This window comes from Thermoleptolyngbya sichuanensis A183, assembly GCF_013177315.1.
GTDB lineage: Bacteria > Cyanobacteriota > Cyanobacteriia > Elainellales > Elainellaceae > Thermoleptolyngbya > Thermoleptolyngbya sichuanensis.
Window position 1 is genome coordinate 1,508,995 of record NZ_CP053661.1, and the last position, 25,399, is coordinate 1,534,393.

Below are 25,399 nucleotides of genomic sequence, written 5' to 3' on the forward strand. Positions count from 1 at the left end.
ACACAAAACATGGTTACACAAAATAATTGCTGACCCGCAGCGCACCCCGGTTGGCATCGCTCGCGTCAAACTGCATTCCCGGCATCGCCACTAGAAAATCATTGCGGGGACTGAAGCCTGCCTTTGGGTCATTAAAAGTCAGATAGCGGGTGCCTCGATAGGTAAAGAACGTCGCCTCCAGCGCCCTCAGCGCTTGTTTGCCTCGCTGCTTCTGGTTTTTGTCGGCAAAGGCGAGCCGGGTGGCATCCAGCAGCGTTTTGGCGCGAATCCTGCCTGCGTTGAAGAGCTTCCTGGGCAGATCAGGAGTGGCAAGATTATCGTCAAAATCAAACTGAATGACATCGGCCGGCCCAAAGTTCAAAATGCGATCGGGTCTGCGAACTGGAGAGGTTTGCAGGGCTGCTCTGAGCGTTGCGCCTGCGAACACATGCACATCTGCCCCCAGCCCGCCGTCGTAGGTGTCTTGCCCCAGCCCGCCGACCAGCGTATCGTCGCCGTCGCCGCCAACCAGCAGGTCGTTGCCTGCCAATCCCCAAATTCGGTTATTCGCGGCGTTGCCTGTCAGGGTGTCGTCATTTTCAGTGCCGATAAATTCGATTTGCAGGGGTGTGCCGCCGCCTGTGCCGCCGCCTGTGCCGCCACCCGTACCGCCGCCTGTGCCGCCACCCGTGCCGCCGTCCGTTCCACCACCTGTGCCGCCACCCGTGCCGCCGCCCGTTCCACCACCTGTGCCGCCGCCTGTGCCACCCGCTTGAATTGTGATAGTCGCGGCTGCAAAGGCTGCGCTGAAGGGAGTAGAGCCGCCGTTTGTGCTGGTATTAGTGCGATCGCCATTCGATTTACCATCCGTCGTATCCCACCCTCGAAAGGTGAAATTCGACGTGCCATTAAATCCAGCATTTGGCTGAAACCGCACCCGCGTCTGGGTTTGCAGCACCAGTTGATAGAAATTCACCGATGCCCGCGCCGATGTCGTGTTGTCGCCCAAAAAGATGACATTGGGTTCTTCGTAGGGATCGATTGGTTCCGTGCCGCCCGGTGGTGTAACTCCTTCAAAGGCTGTGTAGTTTCGCAGCGGTCCAGACAGAATTTGATTGCCGTCGGCAAACAGCGTGTAGCGATTGCCCAGAATCGTCAGTCGGTAGTCGGCAACCTGATTGGTGTTAAAACTGACGGACTCTGCCGCCACAAACAGGTTGTTCGGCTCCCCGCCAGGATTGGGCGTGATGCCATCGCCCTGGGCAAAGATCTTGCCCGTTGAGCTATTAATCTGCTGAAAGCCCAGTTCAATCGCCTTGGTGTTGGTCTGGGTTGTCACGAGGATGCTGAAGCCGGCCCGGTTTTCGTTGCTGCGAGCCTCTGAAACTAAGTTAATGCTGAAGGCAACTGTAAATCCCTGGTCTGCATCCAGTTCTGGAAAACGGGAGTTGACCAGATTACCGCTGGTGTTTTTGTTGCCGTATCCAGCATAGGTCAAGTTTCGGATGCCTCCAGGAAAAGCAGAGTTCCCCAGCGTATTGAGATTCACGCCTCCAGCGATCAGTGATTCGGTCATGTCTCCCAAATTGCCAAAGGCTAGCCAGGGCTGGTCGGTAGGTTTGGTGCCCAATAGTCCGCTGTAAAGGGTTTAGGCTCCCAGGATGAGGGAAGAACTCTCGGAAACGGAGCCGAAATCAATCCAGGTAGTGCCGCCGTTGAGAGAATATTGCCAGGTGCCGTTGGTATTGTCTGCGCCTGTGATGGCGATGCCCGTGGGGTCTCCGTTGGCATCGGTGATCCCGCTGCCGACGAGTTCCGACAGGCTGATGCCGAGGTTGGCGGCTGGGGAAATATCAGCGGCGATCGCCCCCAGAGTGATGGCTCCTGAGGTGTCCAGCACGGGCGCAAGATTTGCCATAGAACTTTCTTATTTCCCCTAGTTTCCGACGTACTCGAGATCAGCGGTATGAACTACTACAAAGTGTCCAGTATGGCGACTGAAAGAGTAGCCGCCATACTGGAAAAACTACGCAGAGCTTACCCAAATCTTCTTTTCAACTAAACAGCAGTCAGTAAAAATTCCTACAACTTAATTCCAGCGATGCAGATCTATGGTGCAAATTCCGCTATGCAAAATAGGACGGCACTTGCAGCACATTTGCGCTAGCGTCGCTACCCAGAACGGTTCTCAAGTTGCCCTGAAATGCCACGACCATATCGTTTTTGGCATTAAACCCGCGAGCTGTATCATTGACTGCCAGATAGGATCTCTGTCCAAATTGAAAGAACACGGCCTGTTGGGTACCGAGCGGCTGGCTGCCTCGTTTGCGCGGGCTAACATCAGCATAGGCCTGGCGAATCGCGGCTTGCAGGTTTTTCGCCTGGATGCGCCCTGCGTTGAACAACCTGCGGGGACGGGCAGGGAAGCCGGAAACCGCAATTTCTAGGCGATCGCCCTCTCGAAAATTAGCACCCACAATCGTATCCATTTGCCGCAGCGTCGAGTTCTTTAACGCTTCTGGGAGCGAGCAGCCTGCAAATCGATAGATATCTGCCCCTTCACCACCTTCAAGGGTATCTTTGCCTAGACCGCCGACCAGCGTATCATTACCCGTCCCGCCAACTAAAACATCGTTGCCATTGTCGCCGCAGAGCAGATCATTGCCCTCGCCGCCAATCAAAGTATCATTGCCGTTGCCGCCTTTCAGTCGGTCATTGCCAAATAGCCCTTCTAGCCGGTCGTCGCCATCTAAACCTTGAAGAGTATTATTCCTCTCCGTGCCAATGATCACGTTGTTTGCGGCATCGCCAGAAACCAAATCATCAATACCAACGCTGGTGTCTGTGGTGTAGCAGCCACAGCAGATGCAGTCAGTCACGGGGATACGAACGAAACCATCATCTGGAATTGTTAAGATCACCGTCGCCGCCACCGCCGCCACCGCCGCGACCACCGCCACCGCCACCACCGCCGCCGCCACCACCGCCGCCGCCAGCACCACCGCCGCCGCCAGCACCACCGCCGCCGCCAGCACCACCGCCGCCGCCAGCACCACCGCCAGCACCACCGCCCGATCCACTGCCAGAATCACCAGGCCCAGACACCGGACCACCACCAGAACCCACATCAGGATTGCTGGAACCAGGACTATCAGGATCTACAACAGGAGGGTCAACCGGGAAGACCGGGGGGTTGCCTTTGTTGTCATCTCTGTTGCCATTTTCGAGATCTACTACGTCTTCCATAAATTTATTGGTTGCTGATTATTGGTTGCTGAGGAGTTTACGCGATAGGATGCTCAGGGAAAACAGTCGCATTTTGGAGAACTTCTGTAATTACCCTGACTAATCTAATATGGCATTGCAGGTTTGAGGTTTTCACAAAGCGCTTCTCGTACTACGTGATCTTTAGAAGAAGTTATCACTGAACACTTCGGCAAATCTTTATTTGAAAATGCATAATGTGATTTGAAAATGCCTAATGTATGAGTTCTTGTTTTGCTTTGCGCTCAATAACACGCTGCATCCGGTGTTTACCGCCCTTTGCGAGGTGAGAGCTTTAGCTTTCTGACTTTTCCAAAAATCCTGTAGAAGCGGTTTAGGTGTAGTGCAGAGCGGATAACTGCTAATTCCTTAGTTTCCCGGCCGCACTGGCTCGTCAGACTGGCGCGGCGTGGGGCGATCGTCGGGGCTGGCGGGGGTTGTGATCACGCGATCGACTGCCAAGTTGAGCCGATAGCGCAGCCCCTCGCGGCCTCTAGACACCACGACAAATTCGTAATAGCCGCTCTGGGGAAGGGTTCCTGCCCAGCGGGTTGTTTCAGAGTCTTCCAGGATCGGCGGCACCTGGGCGCTGGGGGTCGGTGGGTAGATGGAAAACAGCGCCGCGCCAGAATTGGTTTCCAGGTCAAACCGGGCGGGCTGCTCGGCTTGCAGGTTGGCAATATAGACCCTGCCCTCCCCAGGTTTGAGGTTGCCGCTTACTGATTCGCCTAGCGATCCGGGTGAAAACTCAATGCGGCTGAGGGTTTTACCCGACTGCATCGCCGCCACCTGATCCGCCGCCATGCCCTGCCAGACTTGGCCGATGGGGGCGTTGATAAAATCCTGCCCACGCAGGTCGGGGAAGCGGTTGAAAAACTGTGCATCGGTCAGGTCATTGAGGGCGCGGCTGCTGACGTAGAGTTTGTTCACGGCATCTCGCCAGGCCGTGCGATCGCTCGTCGAATATTTCCCCAGTTTGCGCCGAGCCGTGCTGCTGAGTTCCTGCTCAAAGATATCCAGCCACTCAGTGGCGATCGCATCCCAGCGTTCTCGCCATTCTGCATCTGCCTCGCCTTTACCCAGGCTGCGGCCACCCAGTTCGGGATAGCGCTGGTGAAAGGTGCTATCGGTAATTTGCACCAGAAAGCCAGAGTCTACGCCCAAATCCTGCCGTCGTTGGGTGAGAGCTGCTTTGCGCTGGCGCTCCTCTGCCGAAAATTCTGGCTCTGGCGACGGGCTGACGGTTTCCACCACGTCCGGCGGCGACTCGCCCCCCGGCAGCAGCGATAGCCACACGTCGCGCGTCCCCCACACGGCCGCAGACACCCCTGCGGCGATCGCCACCGTTGCCAAAATCGGCCCCAGCCCAATGCCACCCAGGGGAGCCTTTGTTGCAGGCAAGCGGGGCGCAGGCGCAGGCACAGGAACCGCCGCCGTAGGCGCTGGGTTCGGCGGCGGCGAAACGGGCGGCTGGGGCGAAACGGCGTAGGTTGGCTGAGTCGAGGGCGGCGCGTAGGCGGCGGGTGGCAAGGTTCCTGGTGGGGGCAGCAGGCTGGGATTCGCTCCCGGCAGGGGTTGCAGGGCTTGCAGCACCTCAGCGGCGGTCTGGAAGCGATCGCGCGGCGAGTCGGCCAGCATTTTCATCAGCGTGCGGCTGAGCGTTGGACTCAGCTTGATCCCCTGCCGCCACGTACCCGCCGACAAATCGCCCAACTCCCCCGGTTCCTTGCCCGTCAGCAGCACCAGCACCGTCACCGCCAGCGCATACAAATCGCTGTGGGCATAGACCTGGCCGTGATCCATCTGCTCGTCTGGCGCATAGCCGACCTTGCCGACGCGGGTCGGCGTGGGGGCGCTGGGCGTATACTGCGAGGCGACGGACGCGGCGACCTGCTTTACGCCGCCAAAGTCGATCAGCACGGGCAGTTGATCGGCGGTTCGCAAAATCAGGTTATCCGGCGCAATGTCGCGATGCACCACGCCCAGGCTGTGGATATAGTGCAGCACGGGCAGCAGATCGCGCATCAGTTGCGTCACTTCCGCTTCCGAAAAGGTTTTTCCCTGGAGGCGGCGCTGATCTAGCAGTTGGCGATAGGTCGGCCCGTCCACATAGTCCTGCACCAAAAACAGACTGGGCTTGCCGTTGAACTGGGTGCGGCAGAGTTCCCGAAAGCGGGGAATCTGGGGGTGCTGAAGCTGATACAGCACGCCCGCTTCTCGCTGAAACAGTTCCTCTGCCTTTTGCAGGGCGTAGCTGCTCTGCACCTGGGGCGCAAACTCCTTCAGCACGCAGGATTCCCGAAAGCGGTTCTGGTCTTCTGCCAGGTACGTCCGCCCAAAGCCACCGTGCCCCAGCTCGCGCACAATCTTGTAGCGATCGCCCAATAATTCCTGCCCGCCCGCCGCAGCCGACAGTGCCTCTCCACACCGGTTGCAAAAGCGGCTGCCGGGGGTGTTGGCGTGGCCTTGGCTGCAATAGAGCGACATGGCGGAAAGGGTGGGGGGTTAGGGTTGCAAAATCCTGGAATGCTTGAGCAGTCGTTGAATTCCGAATAATTCCGATAATTCTGAACTGCAAGCTGACCTGGCTAAACCTAGCCTAGTCTAGCAAAGGGAGCCGGGAGGAACTGCAAGGGCCCCTGACCGATCGATAGGCGAATCTGCCCAGACTGATCTGCCCAAGCGAATCTGCCCAGGTAAATCGGCGGTTGCCTATTCGTGTTTTACTGGCATTTATGATTGGGTGTTTAATCCTTCTACAACCGTTTTTGCGAACGGTCTGGACGCTGGATCAACGGAATTTGGATCAACTGTGGGAACTGTTTTGCGCCTGCGATCGCCCTCTATAGCAATCAAGAAGTGGGGCAATCGAGACGTGGGGCAATCGGGATGTGGGGCAATCGGGGTGTGAGGGCGATGGGCTGAACCTATGACCAAGCTGATTATTCAAATTCCCTGCTACAATGAAGAAAAGACGCTGGGGCTCACGCTGTCGGAACTGCCGCGCCAAGTTCCGGGAGTAGACGTGGTGGAATGGCTGATTATTAACGACGGCAGCCGCGATCGCACGGTGGACGTGGCCAAAGCCTACGGGGTCGATCACATCGTCAACTTTTCGACCAATCAGGGCTTAGCCAAAGGTTTCATGGCAGGCTTAGAGGCTTGCCTCAGGGCTGGGGCCGATATTATCGTCAACACCGACGCAGACAATCAATATTGCGCCGAAGACATTCCCCGGCTGATCCAGCCAATTTTGCACAAGCAGGCGGAAATCGTCGTTGGCGAACGCCCGATCTGGGAGACAAAACACTTTTCCACCACCAAAAAGGTGCTACAAAACCTGGGTAGCTCCATCGTGCGGCTAGCTAGCAATACCGACGTGCCCGATGCGCCCAGCGGGTTCCGCGCCTTTAGCCGCGAGGCCGCCATGCAGCTTAACGTGTTCAACAACTACACCTACACGCTGGAAACCATTATCCAGGCGGGGCAAAAGGGGATGGCGATCGCCTCCGTGCCGATTCGCACCAATCCGCAAACCCGCAAGTCGCGCCTGGTTCGCAGTATTCCGTCCTACGTGTGGCGATCGGCCACCACGATTCTGCGAATCTTCATGCTCTATCGGCCGCTGCGCTTTTTCCTGATGGCGGGCACGCTGCCAATGGGGCTGGGCGCACTGCTGGGCCTGCGCTGGCTGCTGCTGTACTGGTTCGATGACCCCACCCGCGCCCGTGCGCCGAGCCTAATCTTGGCGGCGGTGCTGGTGCTGATCGGCTTCCAGCTTTGGATGTTTGGACTAGTAGCAGACTTGATGGCGGCAAATCGGCAACTGCTGGAGGAAAATCGCCTGCGGCTACGGCGCATCGAGTTGGAGCGGGAGAGACAGAAAGGGGAAAGGGCGCTGGAATGAATGATGGACTGGAATGAATGGATAGAAATGATGGAATGGGATGATTAAATTGCCGGATGCTCGGTCGCTCCAAACCGTTCCCCAATATTTCTCCAAATACTTCCCCCCAATATTTCCCCAAACCTTTCCCTCCAAATATTTCCCCAAACCTTTCCTGAAGCAATGCGTGACCTCTTTGCCCGCGAAGCGCTGGCCCAAATTCCCAAGATCCTGACGCTGGGCGATCGCAATCCCCACAGCCCTACCTACGGCTGCTTCGATCGCAACTTCTGGCATTACAAAATCATCGACTTTCCCAGCGGCATGGCGCAGGAATTTGTGCTGCCGCTGGCGTTGGCCTATGAGACGGACGCGCCAGAGAATCCTTATTACCGACAGGCGGCAATTCGTGACTGGGTGGAGGCGGGCATCCTCTACGCGGCGAAAAGCGCCCACAAAGATGGGTCGTGCGACGACTATTTCCCGTTTGAGCGGGCGGGCGGGGCGGCGGCATTTTCGCTGCTGGCGTTTGTCGAGAGCTATCGGCGGCTAGGGCTGCAAAATGACGAAATCATTCGGTTCCTGGTGCGGCGGGCCGACTGGCTGGCCCATCATCAAGAAAGCGGGCGGCTGACGAATCACCAGGCGCTGATCGTGCTGGGTCTGGAGCTATTGTCGCGGATGCTGAATACATCGCACTGGGAGGCGGCCAAGGCGCAGCGGCTAGAACAGGTGTTGTCCTGGCAGAGCGCGGAGGGATGGTTTCAGGAATATGAAGGCTGCGATCCGGGCTATCACACGCTGACGATTTCCTGTCTGGCGTGGCTATATCGGCTGATTCCCGATATTCGCCTGAAGAAGTCGCTGGAAAAAGCCGTGGGGCTGGCAGCGCATTTTATCCATCCCGACGGCTCCTTTGGCGGCGAATATACCAGCCGCAACACCTACAACTTTTTCCCCTACGGCTTTGAGCTGGTGGGGCAGTGGATGCCGGAGGCGCTCAGCATTAACGATCGCTTCTTGCGCGGGCTGGCGAACGGCAAAGCGCCCTGCTATGCCGACGACCACATCATCGGCCACCACACCTGGAACTATCTGCTGGCGTGGCAAGACTTTGTGCCGCAGCGCCCGACGGTGGACTATCGCCCCAAGGAAAGCCTGTGGCTGCCGGAGGCGAAGATTCTGGTCGATCGCCGGGGCGACACGGAGCTGTACCTGGGGCTGAACAAGGGCGGCGTGTTTAAGCTGTTTCGGGGCGATCGCCTCTTGCTCTCCGACACACAGTTCTCTCTGCAAGTACAACAGGGCCGCAAGCTGAAAAACGCCGTAGGTCACCTCGTCGGCAGCTATGATATTCACCTGGAACCCGACGACCTCACAATTCAAGGCAACCTCGGCTGGGCCAAGCAAAAGCAGATGACCCCGCTAAACCTCATGATTTTGCGCTTGGTCATGCTGACGGTGGGACGCTTTTTCCCAAATCTGATCCGCAAGCTATTGCAAAAAATGCTGATCGTCGGCAAAAAGCCCGCGCCGTTCCGCTTTTCGCGGCGGCTGCGCTGGGTAGGCGATGGCAACACGGGGCATTGGCACATCACCGACGAACTCCGCGCCGACGACTGGCAGACCGTGGTGAAGGCAGGCATCGGCGGCGACCAGACCTCGATCTACGTCGTCATGAGCCGCACGTTTCAGGCGGGGCAGCTCCAGCCTTGGCAGGATTTGACCGAGCAGGTCAGGGCATTGCGGCCGGGCGAGGCGCTGGTGGTGGAACGGGAGGTATAGCTGGTAAGTGTGTGTAAAAAAGCGCAATCGCCCCTCCCTTACACATAACTGCGCTAATTCAGCAAGGCAGAGTAGCTGATTCCCACGACGCGACCGTTTTCCAGCGAAAAGGAAAACGACTCGGATTGATCCGATCCGCTGATGTAGTAGAGCAGTGTTTCGCCATCTGACAGAGAAGGCGAGCCATAGGCATTGGTCACTGCCTCGTGCGTATCTCCTACCCGCACCCCTGCCCCCGTCGCCACGTCCCGATGGGTAGTATTCATTTGGAAAACGCCGCCATCCTGGGATAGCCCCAGCGAAAAATTGGGATATTCCAGGTAAACCAAGCTGCCGCAACATTCCGTTTCCTCAACCCTTTCAGAGAGCGGCTGACCCAACCGCTGCTTCACCTCAGCAACAGTCATGTCGAGGGAAATGCCGCCCAACACGACCATCTCTCGCGAAATCACTGGCGTGTCAGAGACAATCAAATCTGCCTCAGCCGTTTGCAGCGCATCAAGCAGGCTAGAAATGACCCCGTTCGACAAGCCTAGGAGCGTCAATTGACCTGCCTCAATTCTGGGCCCGCGACCAACGCTATCCACGACCACCCACTGACCATTTTGCTGCTTGAGCAGGTAATACTCATCGATAATGGGCAGGTCTTCATAGTCTCCCTCAGCTTTCGCCAGGGCGTAGTTTTCGACAATGGCGATCGCCCCCACCGATAGCGGCACCAACGTTCGACCCGGTGTATTGTAGTTTGCTAGAGCTTGCTGAAGCTGTTCCCTGAGCGATGGGTCATTGAGCAACGCCTGTCGCACTGCTTCTTGCTCGCTAGTGCTACTTTTAGCTGCTCTTGTAGCTGTTGCTGCTGGCGCTGCCGGAGTCTGCGAGCGGTCGGCCTTCGCTGCTGATCCTTCAGGCGATGGTTCGGTAGACGCTGCTGATGCACTGGCTGTCTGCTGAGCAGGGGCGCTGGGTGCACTGCTAGCCCCATCTTCCGACAAAGAAGCAGATGTTGTAGATGTTGGGCAACCTGCGAGCAAGAGGGCGATTCCCGCAGGGATCGCTTTGCGAATCGCCCATGTCGCTGCCATTGATAATATTTGACTTAGACAAAGCGGTGGTTTCCTAACCAATTTGCTTGAATCTAGAGGAGTCCAGGTTTTCATAGAAGTGTGCAGGAAAGGTCGTCTTTGGGGTGTTCTTTCGGGAGTCGCGTTCAGTGTGCAGGGGGTGTACGTCCTCAGAACCGTCAGACTTAGTTCAGCAGAGCGTCGTAGGTAATCATCTGAATGCGATCGCCCTCCAGCCTAAAGCAAAGGGTTGATCCTTCAAACTCGACGACGTAGCACATCCACTCTGCGGTTGGAGTTCCCGTCTGACCATAGGTTGCAACCAGCTTTTGACGAGTGTCGCCAACACGCACGCCATCAGCCGTTGCCATCTCTGAGCTGGTTATTTCGTAGGAAAACACTCCATCTTCGGTCAGCCCCAGGGAGAGGGTGGGATAGTCCAGAACTGTCAGTGTGCCGCAGCACTCTGTTTCATCCTTTAAAACTCTCATGGGTTCTCCAAGGCGCTGGCGGACTGCGGCTTCATTCATCGATAGGGCAATCCCGCCAATGGTGGCTTGCTCAAACGACAAGATGATCCCGTCTGCTTGGGCGATCGCCCCTTCGTGCAATCTTTGCGGGCTAGACACATCGGCAGTGGAGCTTGATAAGGTTGTTGCTCCCGGTTGCCGTTCAGCAACCGATTCAATCGGTGATGCCATACTCAAGCGAATCGGCAAACTACAGGCAGACAGCAACAGAAGACCTAGCGTTGAGCAGCCCAGCATTGCGGGGACGGCGATCGCCTTAGCGCAAGGTTTGACAACAGTTTTAGGTGCTTTTTCCATATTTGGGTTGGGGTAAAATTAGGTTAATCAGGGTGAAGAAGCTGACGAACAAAGACGATGGAAACAACAACTAACAAGGATCAACACATTAGTGACAAGCAGGTTTCAAGGCGTTACGCTGTACAGGAACCAGCTCAGAAATGCAGCCCTTTTCGGTAGCGAAAGACTGATACTAGTTGAGCGATCGCCAAGTTTGCAGAGTTGGTGATGGCGCTGCATCTGGATCACGGTTTCGCCATGCCCGCTCAAAGCTTTCTCGCGCTTCGGGATGCATTCCGGCAGCAATCACTCGCTGCAATATCTGGCGGCGCACCTCTTCATTGTGGGGGTCGAAGGCTGCTTCCAGGGCATAGAAGTGATACATCGCAAACTCATTGAATCTGGCGATCGCCGCTTCAGCAAACGCTCCTTCCGCCCCGCGATAGAGATAGCGCACCAGCGTATCGGCGGCTTCTGCGTATAACTGCTCCTCCTTTGCCTGCAATGCATTCAGGTTCTGCTGCACCTCTGCCAGCGAATCGCCACAAGACACCCGCGTCAGATCCATCGACACCCAGCCCACTAGCGGCTGCCGAATTTTGAGCCAACCGTTGTAAGACTGGGCCACGCGCACCGGGGTGCCATTGGGCAATTGACCAATGACTCGCCCCAGCACGCCTGAGGCAGGTGCTAACTGACGCACGTTGGTCGGCGGGTTGGAGTCTTCTATCTGCGTTGTGCAGGGCATCGGGGCATCGCCATGATCATAGGCATCATTCAGATAAATTTCAGGATCTTGAGCGCGGAGCATGTCTACCAGTTGGGTGATGATGCCCTCTGGCACTCCCCAATAGACAAGACGGGCTTTGGTGATTTCTGTACTCATGCCGAGGAAATCCGCTACGACCCAAAAGCCGTTTTGCTTGACCAGCAGCACATTGTAGTAGTCCAGTAGATCGCCCTCCCTCGTGCTGTATCTTGCGATCGCGTAGTTGTCAGCAATGGCAATTGTGCCAACTTCAATCAGAGAGAGGGGATCTGTATCACTGGATAATCGCGCTGCCCGACGCTGGAGAAACTCAACAATTGCCGGATCACTGATCACCGCTTGTCGCACTGCGTCTTGCTCACTGGTGGTGCTTTTGGCAGCATTGGGGGTTCCAGACATCTGTGAGGGATCGGTTTTAGGCAGTGACGTTTCGGCAGTGCTGTCCGTTGGCTGAGCGGAGGCATTCCTGGGTGAATCATCTAATCCGTTTCTCTCTACCGAAGCAGAGGTTGTGCTTGGGGGGCAGCCCGTGAGCAACAGGGCGATCGCCCCCGGCAGCACCATTGGCAATAGTCTGGCAGGTCTGCTTAATCGCTGCCTTGAAACTGAGCGAGTCCATGTTTTCATAACTTTTATACAAGTTCCTAGAAATGTCCTCTGCGGTTCCGTCGGGTCAATTTCAATTGATTTCAATCTAGCGAGTCTCAAGGCTTCAGCGCTTCCCAAGTTCTGAGGGTTGGCGACGAATCTGATCTGTTGAGCAATGCCTCGTTAAAGTTGGCCACGGCTTGGGGATGCATTCCTGGAGCGATGACCCGCTGAAACACCTGGCGGCGAACCTCTTCGGTGTGTTGGTTGAGGGCTATTTCCAGGGCGTAGAAATCGTTGATGGCGAACTCATTGAAATGGGCGATCGCCGCTTCCGCCGAGGTTCCCTCTGCTCCACGATAGAGATAGCGAACTAGCGTATCGGCGGCTTCTATGGCTAGTTCTTCTTCCTTCAACTGCAATTCATCGAGGTTTCGCTGCACTTCGTCCAGGGAATTCCCACAGGACACCCGCGTCAGATTCATGGACACCCAGCCCACCAGCGGCTGTCGAATTTTGAGCCAGCCGTTGAGTGGCTGCATGACTGTGAGCGCTGTCCCGTTAGGAATCTGTCCGATAACATTGCCCGCAGTGGTTGGTGTTATCCGCACATTAGTGGGAGGATTGGGGTCGTCAAGTCGGGTCACACAGGGCATATTTGACGCTCCAATGGGCACGTCGAAAATCGTATAATCTGCGCCAACTGCCCGCAGCCCGTCGAGCAACCGAGAGAACGTCTCGTTGGACACCCCCATTCTGGTGAGGCGGGCAACCCAAATCTCTGGGCCAACCCCAAGACTTTCCACCACAATCCACTGACCATTTTGCCTAATGAGCAGGTGGTAGCCATCAATGACTGGGAGGTCGCCGACTCCTCCAAAAACTTCTGCTAGGGCGTAGTTTTCGACAACTGCGATCGCCCCCACCTGCAAAGGAATTACATCTGCCGGGTCGCGCCCTGGCACTCGCTCGAATTCTTGATGGAGAACTGTATTGAGCAATAGATCATTGAGTACTGCCTGCTGAACGGCCCAATTCTCCTCAGTGCTGCTTTTGGTGGCTGCTGCTGACGACGCAAGTCGAGATCGTTCCAGATTTCCTCTTGAGCTGGCAAGTGCTGCTTTTGGTGGCTGCTGCTGACGACGCAAGGGTTCGCCCATTGCCCCCTGTTGGCACTGAGGGTTTCTCGGCACTCGTTAAATTTGTTACCGATTGCGGAGATGCTGAATTGCTAAAGGCTTTACCATTCTCGGATAATGAGTCTGGGGTTGTTGCGGTGGGGCAACCCGTGAGCAAGAGGGCGATCGCCACTGGCAGCATTGCCGAAACCTGTCTCCAGCACAACCTCCTCCACCGACCTGTTGCCGAACCGATTTGCGTTTTCATAAAACTTCCTGGAAATTCCGTGCGTTTTGGAGCGTGCGTCTCGTGACCGTAACCTAACAATCGATCCGAATCCAGCGTCACCGGATGCCTCGCGATCCCTGAAGGGACATTCCCATTCACAGTCCAGAATTCCCAAAATCGGCGCTCAAGGCAGGATAGTTTTACGCAAACTTTGCAGAAAAATAAGAAATTGACGAAATCGGGGGCGATCGCCTATCTTATCGACGCAGTCTACATCCCCCGGGCCAGCACGCTCCAGCTTCCCCTTGTGGTCAAAAATCTGCTGATTCCAATCGCGCTAGCCATTTTGCTGGCGTGGCTACTGTGGAAAATTGCCAACCTCCAACGCGCCTGCCAGCAAAGCCCTCAAGCAGCTATGGCATACGCTGATGATTATTCTTAGCTTGGTGAACTGGCTGGTCTGGCTGTTCGTATGACGGGTTCCCGGAAACGCAACAAAAACTGCTGTGCAGCATCGCCGCACAGCAGTCTTGAAAACGAAATCGAATCAGTCGTCCAAACGCAGTTAGTCAATCCCAGAGACAGCCCCTAGCGGTTGGCATAACCTGTGAAGGCTGCGTCGATGTACTGAGACTGCACCCAGCCGCCCTCGGCCAGTTCCACCCAGTTGTTTTCGCGGCGACCTGTCAGCGCAACACGCTGCCCGTCGTAGAGCGTGCTGGTAACGCGGTAGCTTCCGTCTGGGCCAGAGTGAACGTTGACCGACTGGTTTGCAGCGCGGACAATCCCTTCTGGGCGAACTTCACGAGCGCCCACATAGCGGGGGTCTTCGGCGACCGTGCGGGTCACGGTATCCCGGCCGCGGAATGCTGCCAGCAAGAGGGGGAAGCCCACGATCGGCAGCAGCAGCCACCACCAAGGGAAGTTCCGAGCAGCGCCCACAGCATCATCGAACGTCACGCCGCCATCAGCCACGCTGTAGTAGCAGGTCTGGCGAGCATCTGCGCCGTCCTTGGTCACCATCAGCACCACCTTCGCATCCTTACCAGGACGGTCAGAAGCACCCGCTTCCACCACTTCCTTCAGGGCAAAGCCATTTTGCTGAGCATTTCTAATGCAGGAATCGGTAGCCGTCTGCACCACTGCCGGATCTTGAGCAAAAGCAGGAGCCGCCAGCGTTGCACCTGTCAGCAGCACAGCCACGCCAGCCGAACGAATTGCTAAAGACGTTAAGTTCTTCATGTTCAAACCATCCTATTTAGATAAAGAGGGGCAAAAAGCTAAACGGGAATCAATATTTAGACAAAATTTGGACAAAGCGGACGAATTGGACGGATAAGATACTTCTCCAAAATCGACCAGCCAATCAGAAAACCAAGCGTTAGATAAGGACAAGTCATCAAACAAAATCGTTAAATCGAGTTCGTCAAGCAAGCAATCTAATTCAACAACTCAAGCCAACATTTGTCGTAAAGCAGATGCACCCAGGCTTGATTAAGAGCTAATTTATGAAGCAAATCTTAAGAAGCCTGAAACTCTTGGCATGTGTGGCTTTGAGGTCATGTTTGCCCAGGAAAAGCGGTTTCTCGGAAATCCTTGATTAACAAGGCTTTCAGGCTCCTTTACAAATTAGCTCTAAGGACAGGCTATCAGGTCACAACTGCAATCACAACTGCAATCACAACCGTCACCACAACTGCAAAAGCAGTGTGACCCGATAAACCACCCTGCTATTTGCTAGTCAGCGAAGAAGCCAACTCGACGACCTTGCTCAAACCAGCCAGATGCTCAGAAATCGACTTGACATCGACAGAACCCGTGCTGATGCTGCTGGCATCGTCTGCAAGCTGTTTGATAGCCTGAGCCGCCTGAGAAACCAGATCCTTGGAACCGAAGACCTTAGTTTCAATCTGCTCCTTCAGAGCGTTTCCAGCATCGTCAGCAAACGCCTTCAGGTCAGCCTGGAGCTTGCTTGCAGCAGCCTTAGACGCATCAGCCACGGTGTCAGATTCGACCTTTAGGGCATCCAGCGCAGCGACCGACTCATTCAGCTTGGCGCTAGCTTTAACAAAACTCTTGGAGAGTTTGGCTTGCTCAGCAGAACCCGCAGGCGCAGTCGCCAACTTGTCCAGAGTTAGCTTCAGGTCATCTGCCAGCTTCTGAGCTTCTTTGAGACTCTTCGGCACGAGTTTGCTGACATCCGAAGCGTAGTCATCAATAACTTCCTGGGTACTGGACAGGGTTTCGAGGAAGCTCTTGATCTGGGAGGACAGCGTTGGCTCGGCCACCTTGGCTAGCACTGGAGTTGTGAAGCCCATCGGAGCAGCGATCGCCCCATCGCCAGCTACAGCAGACAGCAGTAACAAAACTCCCGCGAGGAATCCAACAAGAACCCGATTGAAAAATGAAGTCATAAAACTACAAAATCCCTTTGAATTCGATAAAGCTGACTCAGCAGAATCTAATCACAGAACGTAGACTCGCTCTATTAAGAAATCCCAAAGAAGTTAAGGGTATTGCATTACAACTAGAGTTGAACAAGCGCTACAAAGCAGACCAAAACCTTCAAACAGTGAGAATCCTAGAAGCAAAATCCCCAGAAGTGGGAGCAATAAAACATTAGAAAATGAATGCTCTATCGATCGCGCTACTCCTGCACTACTCCACGCAACTTAACAATGACACCTCAGCAATTATTTCTACTCTTGAACAGAGTCAGCAAATCTTTAAAAAACTTGATGACCGTAGGTTAGTAGAGAGCATTCCTGAGGTCAAGTCGCCTGTGCTACAAGAAGGAAAGAGGGATAATCTACGAGTTTTTCAAGCGTCAATCTCAAATTGACCCTTTGAATTTACTGAGGTTTTTCGATTTAGATGTATCCGATTTTTATCAACACTACGGAATCCTGAACTACTTGTTTGAAGATTTCAGGACTTACGCACTTGCGATAAGTCTTCTGGGTTTTGGACGATTTCTCGTGGGCGCAGCCCGCGAGAAATCGTCCAACTGCGTAAGTCCTAGATCTGAAGAATAGATGTGAAGTTTGAAGGGCGCATTTCATCCTTTTCTAGACAAATTTTTTAGACAAACAATGCTTTGAATCCAATCAAAGCCCCGCTTTGGACTTCATGCGAACACAAGATGCTAACAGGTGTAGTTAAACCATGCAAACTTACCTGCTGCTTAGTCTCGTTGTCAGTCCGTTTGTTATTCGGATCTGTGCTTGCTTTTGTGATCAGCACATCGTGGGTATCGATCGTGATGGTTTTGCTGGGCGAAGATGCTTGGGCGCAAGTCAGACCGTGGGTTGAGCCATGAGGCTTATCTTATCCTCTAGAACCGTTCTAGGGTGGGAAATGCGCTAGGGGCGATCGCCCTTGCGGCTTCTCCACAGGTCTTGGGCGTAGGAAAGATCTTGCCCGGATTCGCCAGCCCTTTGGGGTTAAATACCTGGCGGACATATTGCATCGTCTCCAGATCCGCAGCGGAGAACATTTCGGGCATGTAGCAGCGCTTGTCTGCGCCAATCCCGTGTTCTCCCGAAATGCTCCCGCCTACTTTCACGCAGAGCTTCAAGATGTCGCCGCCCAGATCTTCAACTTTCTCCAGTTCTCCCGGAATCGCGTTGTTATAGAGAATCAGTGGGTGCAGGTTGCCGTCACCCGCATGAAACACGTTCGCCACGCGATAGCCGTGCTTCTGGCTCAGGGCCTCAATTTCTTGCAGCACGTATTGCAACTTCGTCCGGGGAATCACGCCATCTTGCACGTAGTAATCGGGGCTAATCCGGCCCATTGCAGCAAAGGCGGCCTTGCGTCCCTTCCACAGCGTCAGTCGCTCCTGCGGATCGCTGGCGGCAGTGATGTTCCGCGCCCCGTTTTGGCGACAGAGGGCTTCGACGCGCTGCGTGTTGGTGTCCACTTCTACTTCGGAGCCGTCTAGCTCAATCAGCAAAATCGCCTCAGCATCGCGGGGGTAGCAGTTCGTGCCGACGACATCTTCCACCGCGTTGATGCTGAAGTTGTCCATCATTTCCATGCCGCCGGGGATAATGCCCGCGCTGATAATGTCTGACACAGTTTGTCCCGCTGCTTCCACGCTGGAAAAGTCCGCCAGCAGCACGCGGATAGTTTCCGGCGCTTTTAGAATCCGCAGCGTAATTTCTGTGGCGATGCCCAGCGTCCCTTCGGAGCCGACAAAGATTCCAGTCAGGTCGTATCCGGGCATTTCGGGAATCTTACTGCCCAAATCGACGATCTCGCCCGTCGCCGTTACCACCTTCAGCCCCAGGACGTGGTTCACCGTTACGCCGTACTTCAGGCAGTGAACCCCGCCAGAGTTTTCCGCAACGTTGCCGCCGATGGAGCAGATGATCTGGCTGGAGGGATCGGGTGCATAGTAAAAACCTGCGCCGCTGACGGCTTGCGTCACCCAGTTGTTGATCACACCGGGCTGCACGACAACGCGCTGATTTTCCAGATCAATGTCCAAGATCTGGTTCATGCGGGCGGTGACGATCAGCACACAGTCTTCGACGGGCAGCGCCCCGCCAGAGAGTCCTGTACCTGCTCCCCTGGCGACAAAGGGAACCTGGTGGCGATCGCACACTCGAATCACCTGCGCCACTTGCTCTGTGGTGCGCGGCAGCACCACCACCGCCGGCCGCTGCTTGTAGCTGGTCAGCCCGTCGCACTCGTAGACCAGCAGCTCTTCCTTGCGCCGAATCACGCCGGACTCGCCCAAAATCGCGTCAAATTCTTGCAAAATCGGGGTCCAGTCGCGTTGGGAAGACGTTTCGAGTGTCAGCATGGCCAGAGGTTCAGAGTGGTAGGAGAAGGAGTTAGAAATTGAAGATTGACTGAAGATTGACTGTAGAAAGGGATTAACCGAGATGCGAATGAATAATTTGCCCTAACCTTATCATCAGGCGTTTTGCTGAAAGATGCTAGGTGTTGCCAAGGATGCAGATTCCCCTACATTTTTCCTATCTAGCCTATCCAGGAGGGACTCGAAATCCATCCAACTCTTCCGTCCCTTGGCGTAACGATCCCCCTAAATCCCCCTTATCAAGGGGGACTGTCCAGACCCTAATCCCGAAGCCTAACTCCTGCCCCCGCAACCCGACTCCTGCAACCCGACCCTTTATGAAAACCATCGCCGAAATCAATGACAAGATTCAGCAGCAAACAGCCGTAGTGTGGACGGTGGAGGAGCTAAAGGCGCAGGTGGCGGAGTTGGGTGTAGCCCAAGTGGCAAAGACGGTGGACGTGGTGACGACGGGCACGTTTGAGCCTGCGGAATCGTCGGGGGCGGTGCTGAACCTGGGGCATACTGATCCGCCGATTAAAATTCGCCAGTGCTGGCTGGATGGCGTGATGGCCTATTCGGGCTTTGGGGCGGTGGACTTGTATCTAGGCGCGAGTCAGATGGCGGAGATGGGCGGCGCGTGGGATACACCTGATCCGGAGGAACTGCGCGAGGGCAAAGGGCGCAATGTACCGCGAGAGCGGGGCGGTGGCCACGTCATCGCCGACCTGATCGCCGGAAAGCCTGTAAAGCTGCGGGCGATTGGCCAAGTGACGGACTGCTACCCCCGTGCGTCGGTGGAGACAACGATTACCCGCGACACGATTAACCAGTTCTACTTGTTTAACCCGCGTAATTTATACCAGAACTTCATCGTGGGCGTGAACGGGGGCGATCGCCCGCTCTATACCTACCTAGGCCCGCTCCAGCCACGCCTAGGCAATGCGGTCTATGCCAATCCGGGAGCGCTGTCGCCCCTGCTGAATGACCCAGATTTGAACCTGGTGGGCATTGGCACGCGGATTTTTCTGGGCGGCGGCGTGGGCTATGTAGCCTGGGAGGGAACGCAGCATTTTCCGCTGCAAAAGCGGCTGCCCAACCATACACCCATCGGCCCGGCGGCGACGCTGGCACTGATTGGCGATGCCAAGCAAATGAGCGATCGCTGGGTCAAGGGCTGCTATTTCAGGGGCTACGGCCCGTCGCTGATGATTGGCATTGGCGTGCCGCTGCCCGTCCTCAACGAGGCAGTGGTAGAACGCTGCGCCGTCCAGGATGCAGATCTGGTGGCTCCAGTGGTAGATTTTTCGATTCCCCGGCGGGTGCGCCCCACCTTCGGGCTGGTCAGCTATGCCCAGCTAAAATCAGGCCGCATTACCATCGACGGCCGCAGTGTCCGATCTGCGCCGCTGTCCAGCATTTTTCTGGCACGGCAGATAGCTCAGGAATTGAAGCAGTGGATCGAGGCGGGCGAGTTTACCCTGACGGAACCTATAGCCCCGATTCCGGGCGATCGCACATTTCTGGCACAAGATCGACTGGGGTCGCAAATCAGCCTGGAGTAGTGATCGCCCCAGGAACCAAACCTGCACTAAGAATCTTTCTGGCGCTTCACGGGCTTAGATATGCCCTCGCGTCGCACAGGAGCCGGAGTCGATCCGCCCTCGCCAGCGCGAACGGGACGAGACGGCGCACCGCCCCGATCAGGGAAGCGCTTCTTGCGAGCGAAGTTGCTGCGTGGGCCGCCACCCTTAGACTTGCGCTTCTTGGGTGGCACCAGACCAATCAACGTTCCGCCCTGCAACATCAGGTCGTTTCCCTTGCGCTGTACATGCAAATCCCAGAAATAGCCTACGGTTTTACCTTCCAGGGTTCCATGCAGGATGATTTTGAACATCCGCTCCTTGTCTTCACCAGGTTTGTCGGTTTTTTTGGGAGCCTGCTGCACGCGCACGACAACGCGATTCTCTTCGGGAGAAGCCGACAGCACCTCACCGCGCACCGAGAAGTAGCCGTCGGTGAGTCCATCAGGCATTGCGGACTCTGGCACTGTTTCAGATTCAGATGAAGCTTCACCCGTTTTTGGCTCATCTGCCTCTTTGGGTTTGGTTAAACTTTCAGGTTCCCAGACTCCCACAATCTGGGCGTGCAGATCGGCCACCTTTTCGCGGGTGCGGGGATACACCACCCACAGGTGAGCCTGGGTCAGGTCAAGATGCTTTTTCACCAAGCTCATGACTCGACCCAGCAGCACTGCATCGATCACGGTGCCGTCTTCTGTGGTCAGCGTGCCACGGGTAAACTGCTCCTCAGAGGGGGCATAAACGCCGCGCACCAGCCCAATTGCGCGATACTGCATGGGTTCGCTGGCGGGCGGAATGGGGTGATTTCGCGGGGTGTTCTTTTCAGCTACGCCTGCGTCAATAGTTCCAGAGGCTGCCTCAGCGTTCCCTTGAGTTCCCACCTCCGCCACGGGTTCAGTCGTCGCTGGGGACTCAGCTACTGTGCTGTCTAGTTTGTCTGGCGTTGCTGTGGGTTCTGCGACCGAAGGCTTGATGCTCTGAGGCTTGGGGTCTTCTTCGGGCTTGGCGGCGGCCGGGCGAACAGGCGGCTTGGGCGGCTTGGGCGGTGTCAGCGGCTTCACAGTAGCCGTCTTGTCATCCTCCGATAGACTTTCTGAGGCATACGGCTGGTGGGCATGAGCGTCAGCACCGTTGGGCGTGGGCAAATCGGATGGCACGGTCGGGGCATCGCTGGACAAAGCGGGGGCGGAAATCTGATCCATATCGGTCGGTACTGGTGAGGATAGCTCAGGTGCAGATGATGCCTGAGACGGTTCATTGGGGGACGACGATGACCCAGAAGACTTGGACGACTGAGCGCGAGACGAACTCATGCAACCTCCTTATTGCGGGAACCCATCCACCCGCAAACGCTGACAGGTAAATGCCAGTGAAACAACAAGCGAACCACTTGGAAATAAACACTAGGTTAACATCCAGGTTGATGCTGGCTGCCAGTCTTGATTAAGGCATTTTATCGATCGAGCGGTTTCTGGGCCAAGCGACCAAGGGTGAGTAGGGTGCGTCCCGACAGACAGGCAAGGCGTAAACCCAGATAGAGCAGGGTCTGCCCCTGACAAAGCGCGGGGCATAATTATTCCCTGCTGATTTATACAGAGGCGATCGCCCCGCGTCAGGGATTTCGGCTGATGTTTTCGATGTTGGATCATAATGGAATGGCATTTGACAAATGACGAATTTCTATTTGAGTTTGGGGTTTGGCCGTGTTTGACAAGCGCAATCGTTGGATTGTTAACGGGGTGATGGCGATCGCCGCCTTCGCTTTCTTGGCCCTGCTGTTTCTGCCGTTTATGACGGCGCTGCGGTCAGGAGTGGCCAGTTCGGGTGCGTCGCCCAGCGCAACACCCGGCGCGTCTCCTGCGTCGCAACAGGCGGAACTGGCAGATCAGGCGCGGGGCTATGAGCTGGTGCTGCAACGAGAACCCGACAATCAAACCGCGCTGCGGGGGCTGCTGGAAACCCGCATTCGCCAGGGCGACGTGCAGGGCGCAATCGAGCCATTGGAAAAGCTGGCCAAGCTCAACCCCGACCAGAGCGACTACACTGTGCTGCTGGCCCAGGCAAAACAGCGCGTGGGCGATCGCGAAGGAGCCGCCCAGGCCTACCGCAGCATTTTGGAAACCCAGCCGGGGAATATCAACGCGCTGCAAGGGTTTGTGGACCTGATGCTAGAGCAGCAGCGCCCCGAAGCGGCCGTCAGCCTGCTGCAAGACACGCTCCGCACCGCCGATGAGCGAAATCGAGTGGCTCCGGGCAGTGTCGATGTGGTTTCGGTGCAACTGCTGCTGGGACGGGTCTACGCGCAGCAGGGCAGGACGCAAGAGGCGATCGCCCTCTATGACCAGTCCATCGAGCAAAACGCCCTCGATTTTCGCCCAGTGCTGGGCAAGGCGCTCGTTCTGCAAGCCGCCGGACGCACCGAAGAATCCAAGCCGCTATTCGACAGCGCCGCTGCCCTAGCTCCAGCCCAATATAAAGATCAGATCAATCAGCTAGCCAGCGGCGGACAGGGGCAAACCGCTGCATCGCCCTTGGAATCGTCTCCATCGGACGCACCCACAGGCACAACGCCCCTGCCCAGCCCAACGGCTCTCCCGGCAGGCAGTCCTGCGGCCGAGAGCAGCCCTTCTTCGCCATCCCGCGTCACGGGCAATCCTTAAACGGTTCGTAATTTGACACATCCAACCTTAAACCTGCAACCAGCACCCCCTCAGCCACCCATGAACTTTTGCAGCGATAACGTGACCGGAGCGTCGCCCGAAATTCTGTCTGCGCTGATTGCTGCCAATGGCGGAGCCGCGATGCCCTATGGCGCTGACGACATTACGCAGCGGCTCCAGCAGCGGTTTTGTGACCTGTTTGAAACCAACCTGTCGATGTTCCCAGTTGCCACGGGGTCTGCGGCAAACGCGCTGGCTCTGTCGGTCGTTGCGCCGCCCTACGGCGCGATCTACTGCCACGCCGAAGCCCACATCAACGTGGACGAATGCGGCGCACCGGAGTTGTTTACTGGCGGTGCAAAGCTGGTGACGCTTCCAGGGGAAAACGGCAAAATCACGGCGGAGGCGCTGGCCCACGCGCTGGCCCATGCCGGAATTGGGTTTGTGCATCATGTCCAGCCTGCCGCCGTCAGCATTACCCAGGCAACCGAAGCGGGCACAGTGTATACGCTGGAAGAAATTCGGGCGATCGCCCAGGTCGCGCACCAATACCATCTGCCGCTGCACCTGGATGGGGCGCGGTTTGCCAATGCCCTAGTTAGCCTGGGCTGCACGCCTGCCGAGATGACCTGGCAAGCAGGCGTAGACATGCTCTCCTTTGGGGCAACAAAAAATGGGGCGATCGCCGCCGAGGCCGTCCTCTTTTTTAATCCGGAGCAAGCAGCCGGATTTGAATATCGCCGCAAGCGGGGCGGCCACCTGTTTTCCAAGATGCGCTTTCTCTCCGCCCAACTGGAAGCCTACCTGACAGACGACCTCTGGCTGCGAAACGCCGCCCACGCCAACTGCCTGGCCCAGCGCCTCGCCGCTGGACTGCGGAAAATTCCCGGCGTGACCCTCGCCTATCCCGTCGAAGCCAACGAGCTATTTGTCCGCTTTCCCGACCCCATCCTGAAAGGACTCCAGGCAGACGGCTTTCAGTTCTATGCCTGGGAGTCGGACGGTCGCTCGATGGTGCGCCTAGTAACAGCGTTTAACACGGCCGAAGCAGACGTAGACGCATTCCTCAGCGCCGCCCAGCGCCACAGCCGACCGATCGTAGACGAGGCGGTAGACGAGGCAATCGCCTCTTGACCCTGGGAACTCTTACCAAAAAGCTGGGATTTATGACCTGCGTATTTGTGCGGCGATTTTGGTGGCGATCGCCCTCAAAAAAAACACACGGGCATTGTTCCGTAAGATCCGAACTCTAGGGCGATCGCCCCGGTATTTTCCTAGAAACCACCGCCATTTCGGGCAATCTGTGCCAGGTCATCTAGTTATTTTCAGCACAGAGATCCGGATATGCTTGATACAGCCTTGATAAAGTGAGCGAGCAAGTTGAAGTTTCAAGCTCCAACTTGCCAATCGTATCCGTAGAGTTGAGCATGGCTGTCTCAATAAACCTGTTCAGTGTGAATCTGTTGAACGATTCGGCGTTTCGTAAAGCCCTGAACTTTGCGATCTACCCGTCAAAATCTGGTTCCGTCGCAATTTGGGTTCCGTCGCAATTTGATTGAGTGAAACACGCATCTCGCATTTTCTTTCGTGAAAGAACTGTAAGTTCTCCGTGAATTTCAGGCTGTAGCGTTGTCATCTCTTGCTATCGAAGGCAAAATCTAGTGTAGGTTGCTACATCGAGTGTTACAAGCACTGAGGCTAAAGGCGCTCAGTACCTAGACAGGGTTCTCCTCAGAAGCGTTTCTCGTGAAAGCCCGTCTGCCTCGATCTACCGAGTGGTGCTCTGCCAAGTCTGTTCCGACAAAACCACTTAGATAGATCATTCATTCAACTTATGAAACTAGCCTCAACGTTTGCTCTAACGGCGATCGCCGCTGCGGTTTCCGTCCTGTCTGCTCTGCCCGCCGAAGCGCTAAGCATGTTCCGGGACACTGGTCCCAAGTTCAGCCAGGGTCTACCCCCAACGGGCGTGATTGACTTCGAGACACCTGCTCCTGGCTTCTACAATACGTTTAACGAAGACTATGGCGATATCATTGCCACAGGTAATAGGCTGCGGATTCTGCCTGCAAGCTCTGCGGTCGATAACTACCTGCGTCTGAGAAATTTAAGCGGCAGCAACGTCACGTTCACCAGCGACTACAAAACCTGGGACTCTTTCGGGTTTTTATTTAGAGGTAGGAGCGGTCCTAGTGCAGACATGAACATCGTTTTTAATCTGGTCGGCGGTGGCACCTTTTCCACTACCCTTTCCTATTTGCTTGGCCTATCGGATCCTGGTAACTACTTCAGCTTTGTGGCTGGTGTCGGTGACCCCACCATCGAATCTGTCACCTTTACTCGAACTAACGGCTGGATTAATATCGACAACGTAGCTTACCGAGTTGTGCCCACGCCAGCGCTGCTGCCTGGCATTATTGGTATGGGCATTGCGGCAATCAAGAAGCGCCGTGACGGAGCGCTAGAAGAAACTGAGGCCGATGCCGAGGCCTAGAAGGGTTCGCTGGAGGGCGCTCAGGGCTGCTTTGCACTGAGTGCCCACTTAGATGAAACATCCAGACAGGTTTCTTGAGCCTGCTCGTTCTTAGTCTGGCCTGCGTTAGATGCCGTTGGGATCTAACTAGGCCTTTTTCGCGTCGTTGTTGTTATAACCAGGCTGCTGGGTTGTCGCAAACAGGTTGCTTGCAGGCAGGTTGGAACTGGCTCCTCGTTAGCCTGCTGCTGGCTGAATCTGCCAGTGGTCGAGCGCAAGGCGATCGCCAATTGCGAGTGTCCTTCGAGCGCTGATGGATTGAGTCGCTGGAGCATCGGCTCGTCCAGTGCTGAGCCAAACCCCAAAGCCCATCCACCCATCCGGGCTTCCT

The 25,399-nt window shown here is 56.0% G+C and carries 20 protein-coding genes; 7 read left to right on the plus strand and 13 right to left on the minus strand.

Annotated features, from left to right (window positions below; genetic code table 11):
- Positions 1–13: 13 nt before the first annotated feature.
- The 4 genes from HPC62_RS23870 to HPC62_RS06440 form a co-directional block, all read right to left on the minus strand.
- The gene (locus HPC62_RS23870; protein WP_267313430.1) at positions 14–1,609 is read right to left on the minus strand and encodes a choice-of-anchor Y domain-containing protein; all 1,596 of its coding nucleotides are present in this window, start codon (positions 1,607–1,609) and stop codon (positions 14–16) included.
- Between the two features lie 18 nt (positions 1,610–1,627).
- Entirely contained in the window at positions 1,628–1,897 is a 270-nt protein-coding gene (locus HPC62_RS06425) for a hypothetical protein (RefSeq protein ID WP_172354271.1), read from the minus strand.
- A gap of 208 nt (positions 1,898–2,105) precedes the next feature.
- A complete protein-coding gene (locus HPC62_RS06430) occupies positions 2,106–3,095 on the minus strand; it encodes a calcium-binding protein (protein WP_216655335.1) in 990 nt (329 codons plus the stop codon).
- Positions 3,096–3,612: 517 nt separating this feature from the next.
- Positions 3,613–5,730, minus strand: a complete 2,118-nt coding sequence (locus tag HPC62_RS06440; RefSeq protein ID WP_172354272.1) for a serine/threonine-protein kinase — start codon at positions 5,728–5,730, stop codon at positions 3,613–3,615.
- A 442-nt stretch (positions 5,731–6,172) separates the two neighbouring features.
- Here HPC62_RS06440 and HPC62_RS06445 point away from each other — a divergent pair, with 442 nt between their 5' ends.
- Positions 6,173–7,150, plus strand: a complete 978-nt coding sequence (locus HPC62_RS06445) for a glycosyltransferase family 2 protein (RefSeq protein ID WP_172354273.1) — start codon at positions 6,173–6,175, stop codon at positions 7,148–7,150.
- A 162-nt stretch (positions 7,151–7,312) separates the two neighbouring features.
- On the plus strand, positions 7,313–8,914 hold the full coding sequence (locus HPC62_RS06450; RefSeq protein WP_172354274.1) for a hypothetical protein: 1,602 nt from the start codon (positions 7,313–7,315) through the stop codon (positions 8,912–8,914).
- A gap of 53 nt (positions 8,915–8,967) precedes the next feature.
- On the opposite strand, the gene HPC62_RS06455 is transcribed toward HPC62_RS06450, so the two are convergent.
- From HPC62_RS06455 to HPC62_RS06470, 4 genes are all read right to left on the minus strand, one after another.
- Positions 8,968–9,720 carry a hypothetical protein gene (locus HPC62_RS06455; protein WP_172354275.1) on the minus strand — a complete coding sequence of 251 codons (753 nt, stop codon included), beginning with the start codon at positions 9,718–9,720 and terminating at the stop codon, positions 8,968–8,970.
- 440 nt (positions 9,721–10,160) lie between these two features.
- Positions 10,161–10,676: a hypothetical protein gene (locus HPC62_RS06460; protein ID WP_216655336.1), complete on the minus strand. Its 516-nt coding sequence runs from the start codon at positions 10,674–10,676 to the stop codon at positions 10,161–10,163.
- A gap of 298 nt (positions 10,677–10,974) precedes the next feature.
- Positions 10,975–12,114, minus strand: coding sequence for an SH3 domain-containing protein (locus tag HPC62_RS06465; RefSeq protein ID WP_172354277.1), 1,140 nt, complete (start codon positions 12,112–12,114; stop codon positions 10,975–10,977).
- Positions 12,115–12,254: 140 nt separating this feature from the next.
- A complete protein-coding gene (locus tag HPC62_RS06470; protein ID WP_172354278.1) occupies positions 12,255–13,139 on the minus strand; it encodes an SH3 domain-containing protein in 885 nt (294 codons plus the stop codon).
- A 575-nt stretch (positions 13,140–13,714) separates the two neighbouring features.
- Here HPC62_RS06470 and HPC62_RS23040 point away from each other — a divergent pair.
- Positions 13,715–13,927 (plus strand): hypothetical protein, encoded by a 213-nt coding sequence (locus tag HPC62_RS23040; RefSeq protein ID WP_205369826.1) that lies wholly within the window; start codon positions 13,715–13,717, stop codon positions 13,925–13,927.
- Positions 13,928–14,073: 146 nt separating this feature from the next.
- On the opposite strand, the gene HPC62_RS06475 is transcribed toward HPC62_RS23040, so the two are convergent.
- From HPC62_RS06475 to glcD, 3 genes are all read right to left on the minus strand, one after another.
- The gene (locus tag HPC62_RS06475; protein WP_172354279.1) at positions 14,074–14,727 is read right to left on the minus strand and encodes an SH3 domain-containing protein; all 654 of its coding nucleotides are present in this window, start codon (positions 14,725–14,727) and stop codon (positions 14,074–14,076) included.
- A 488-nt stretch (positions 14,728–15,215) separates the two neighbouring features.
- Positions 15,216–15,851 carry a hypothetical protein gene (locus tag HPC62_RS06480; protein WP_172354280.1) on the minus strand — a complete coding sequence of 212 codons (636 nt, stop codon included), beginning with the start codon at positions 15,849–15,851 and terminating at the stop codon, positions 15,216–15,218.
- A 968-nt stretch (positions 15,852–16,819) separates the two neighbouring features.
- Positions 16,820–18,295, minus strand: a complete 1,476-nt coding sequence (glcD, locus tag HPC62_RS06485) for a glycolate oxidase subunit GlcD (protein WP_172354281.1) — start codon at positions 18,293–18,295, stop codon at positions 16,820–16,822.
- A gap of 335 nt (positions 18,296–18,630) precedes the next feature.
- On the opposite strand from glcD, the gene HPC62_RS06490 reads away from it, so the two are divergent.
- The gene (locus HPC62_RS06490; RefSeq protein ID WP_172354282.1) at positions 18,631–19,857 is read left to right on the plus strand and encodes a homocysteine biosynthesis protein; all 1,227 of its coding nucleotides are present in this window, start codon (positions 18,631–18,633) and stop codon (positions 19,855–19,857) included.
- A gap of 26 nt (positions 19,858–19,883) precedes the next feature.
- Here HPC62_RS06490 and HPC62_RS06495 read toward each other — a convergent pair whose 3' ends face one another.
- Positions 19,884–21,188 carry a hypothetical protein gene (locus tag HPC62_RS06495; protein WP_172354283.1) on the minus strand — a complete coding sequence of 435 codons (1,305 nt, stop codon included), beginning with the start codon at positions 21,186–21,188 and terminating at the stop codon, positions 19,884–19,886.
- Positions 21,189–21,578: 390 nt separating this feature from the next.
- Between HPC62_RS06495 and HPC62_RS06500 the strand changes: the two genes are divergently transcribed.
- From HPC62_RS06500 to HPC62_RS06510, 3 genes are all read left to right on the plus strand, one after another.
- Entirely contained in the window at positions 21,579–22,535 is a 957-nt protein-coding gene (locus HPC62_RS06500; RefSeq protein WP_172354284.1) for a tetratricopeptide repeat protein, read from the plus strand.
- 60 nt (positions 22,536–22,595) lie between these two features.
- Positions 22,596–23,669 (plus strand): threonine aldolase family protein, encoded by a 1,074-nt coding sequence (locus tag HPC62_RS06505; RefSeq protein ID WP_172354285.1) that lies wholly within the window; start codon positions 22,596–22,598, stop codon positions 23,667–23,669.
- A 700-nt stretch (positions 23,670–24,369) separates the two neighbouring features.
- A complete protein-coding gene (locus HPC62_RS06510; RefSeq protein WP_172354286.1) occupies positions 24,370–25,029 on the plus strand; it encodes a PTPA-CTERM sorting domain-containing protein in 660 nt (219 codons plus the stop codon).
- A gap of 216 nt (positions 25,030–25,245) precedes the next feature.
- On the opposite strand, the gene HPC62_RS23875 is transcribed toward HPC62_RS06510, so the two are convergent.
- Entirely contained in the window at positions 25,246–25,380 is a 135-nt protein-coding gene (locus tag HPC62_RS23875) for a hypothetical protein (protein ID WP_267313431.1), read from the minus strand.
- Positions 25,381–25,399: the final 19 nt, after the last annotated feature.

Bases quoted from the DNA above. Each gene is read 5' to 3' on its own strand.
- HPC62_RS06440 (WP_172354272.1), bottom strand. From the start codon at position 5,730: ATGTCGCTCTATTGCAGCCAAGGCCACGCCAACACCCCCGGCAGCCGC.
- HPC62_RS06495 (WP_172354283.1), bottom strand. From the start codon at position 21,188: ATGAGTTCGTCTCGCGCTCAGTCGTCCAAGTCTTCTGGGTCATCGTCG.
- HPC62_RS23875 (WP_267313431.1), bottom strand. From the start codon at position 25,380: ATGGGCTTTGGGGTTTGGCTCAGCACTGGACGAGCCGATGCTCCAGCG.
- HPC62_RS06445 (WP_172354273.1), top strand. From the start codon at position 6,173: ATGACCAAGCTGATTATTCAAATTCCCTGCTACAATGAAGAAAAGACG.
- HPC62_RS06505 (WP_172354285.1), top strand. From the start codon at position 22,596: ATGAACTTTTGCAGCGATAACGTGACCGGAGCGTCGCCCGAAATTCTG.
- HPC62_RS06465 (WP_172354277.1), bottom strand. From the start codon at position 12,114: ATGGTGCTGCCGGGGGCGATCGCCCTGTTGCTCACGGGCTGCCCCCCA.
- HPC62_RS06460 (WP_216655336.1), bottom strand. From the start codon at position 10,676: ATGGCATCACCGATTGAATCGGTTGCTGAACGGCAACCGGGAGCAACA.
- HPC62_RS06450 (WP_172354274.1), top strand. From the start codon at position 7,313: ATGCGTGACCTCTTTGCCCGCGAAGCGCTGGCCCAAATTCCCAAGATC.
- HPC62_RS06490 (WP_172354282.1), top strand. From the start codon at position 18,631: ATGAAAACCATCGCCGAAATCAATGACAAGATTCAGCAGCAAACAGCC.
- glcD (WP_172354281.1), bottom strand. From the start codon at position 18,295: ATGCTGACACTCGAAACGTCTTCCCAACGCGACTGGACCCCGATTTTG.
- HPC62_RS06475 (WP_172354279.1), bottom strand. From the start codon at position 14,727: ATGAAGAACTTAACGTCTTTAGCAATTCGTTCGGCTGGCGTGGCTGTG.
- HPC62_RS06425 (WP_172354271.1), bottom strand. From the start codon at position 1,897: ATGGCAAATCTTGCGCCCGTGCTGGACACCTCAGGAGCCATCACTCTG.
- HPC62_RS06510 (WP_172354286.1), top strand. From the start codon at position 24,370: ATGAAACTAGCCTCAACGTTTGCTCTAACGGCGATCGCCGCTGCGGTT.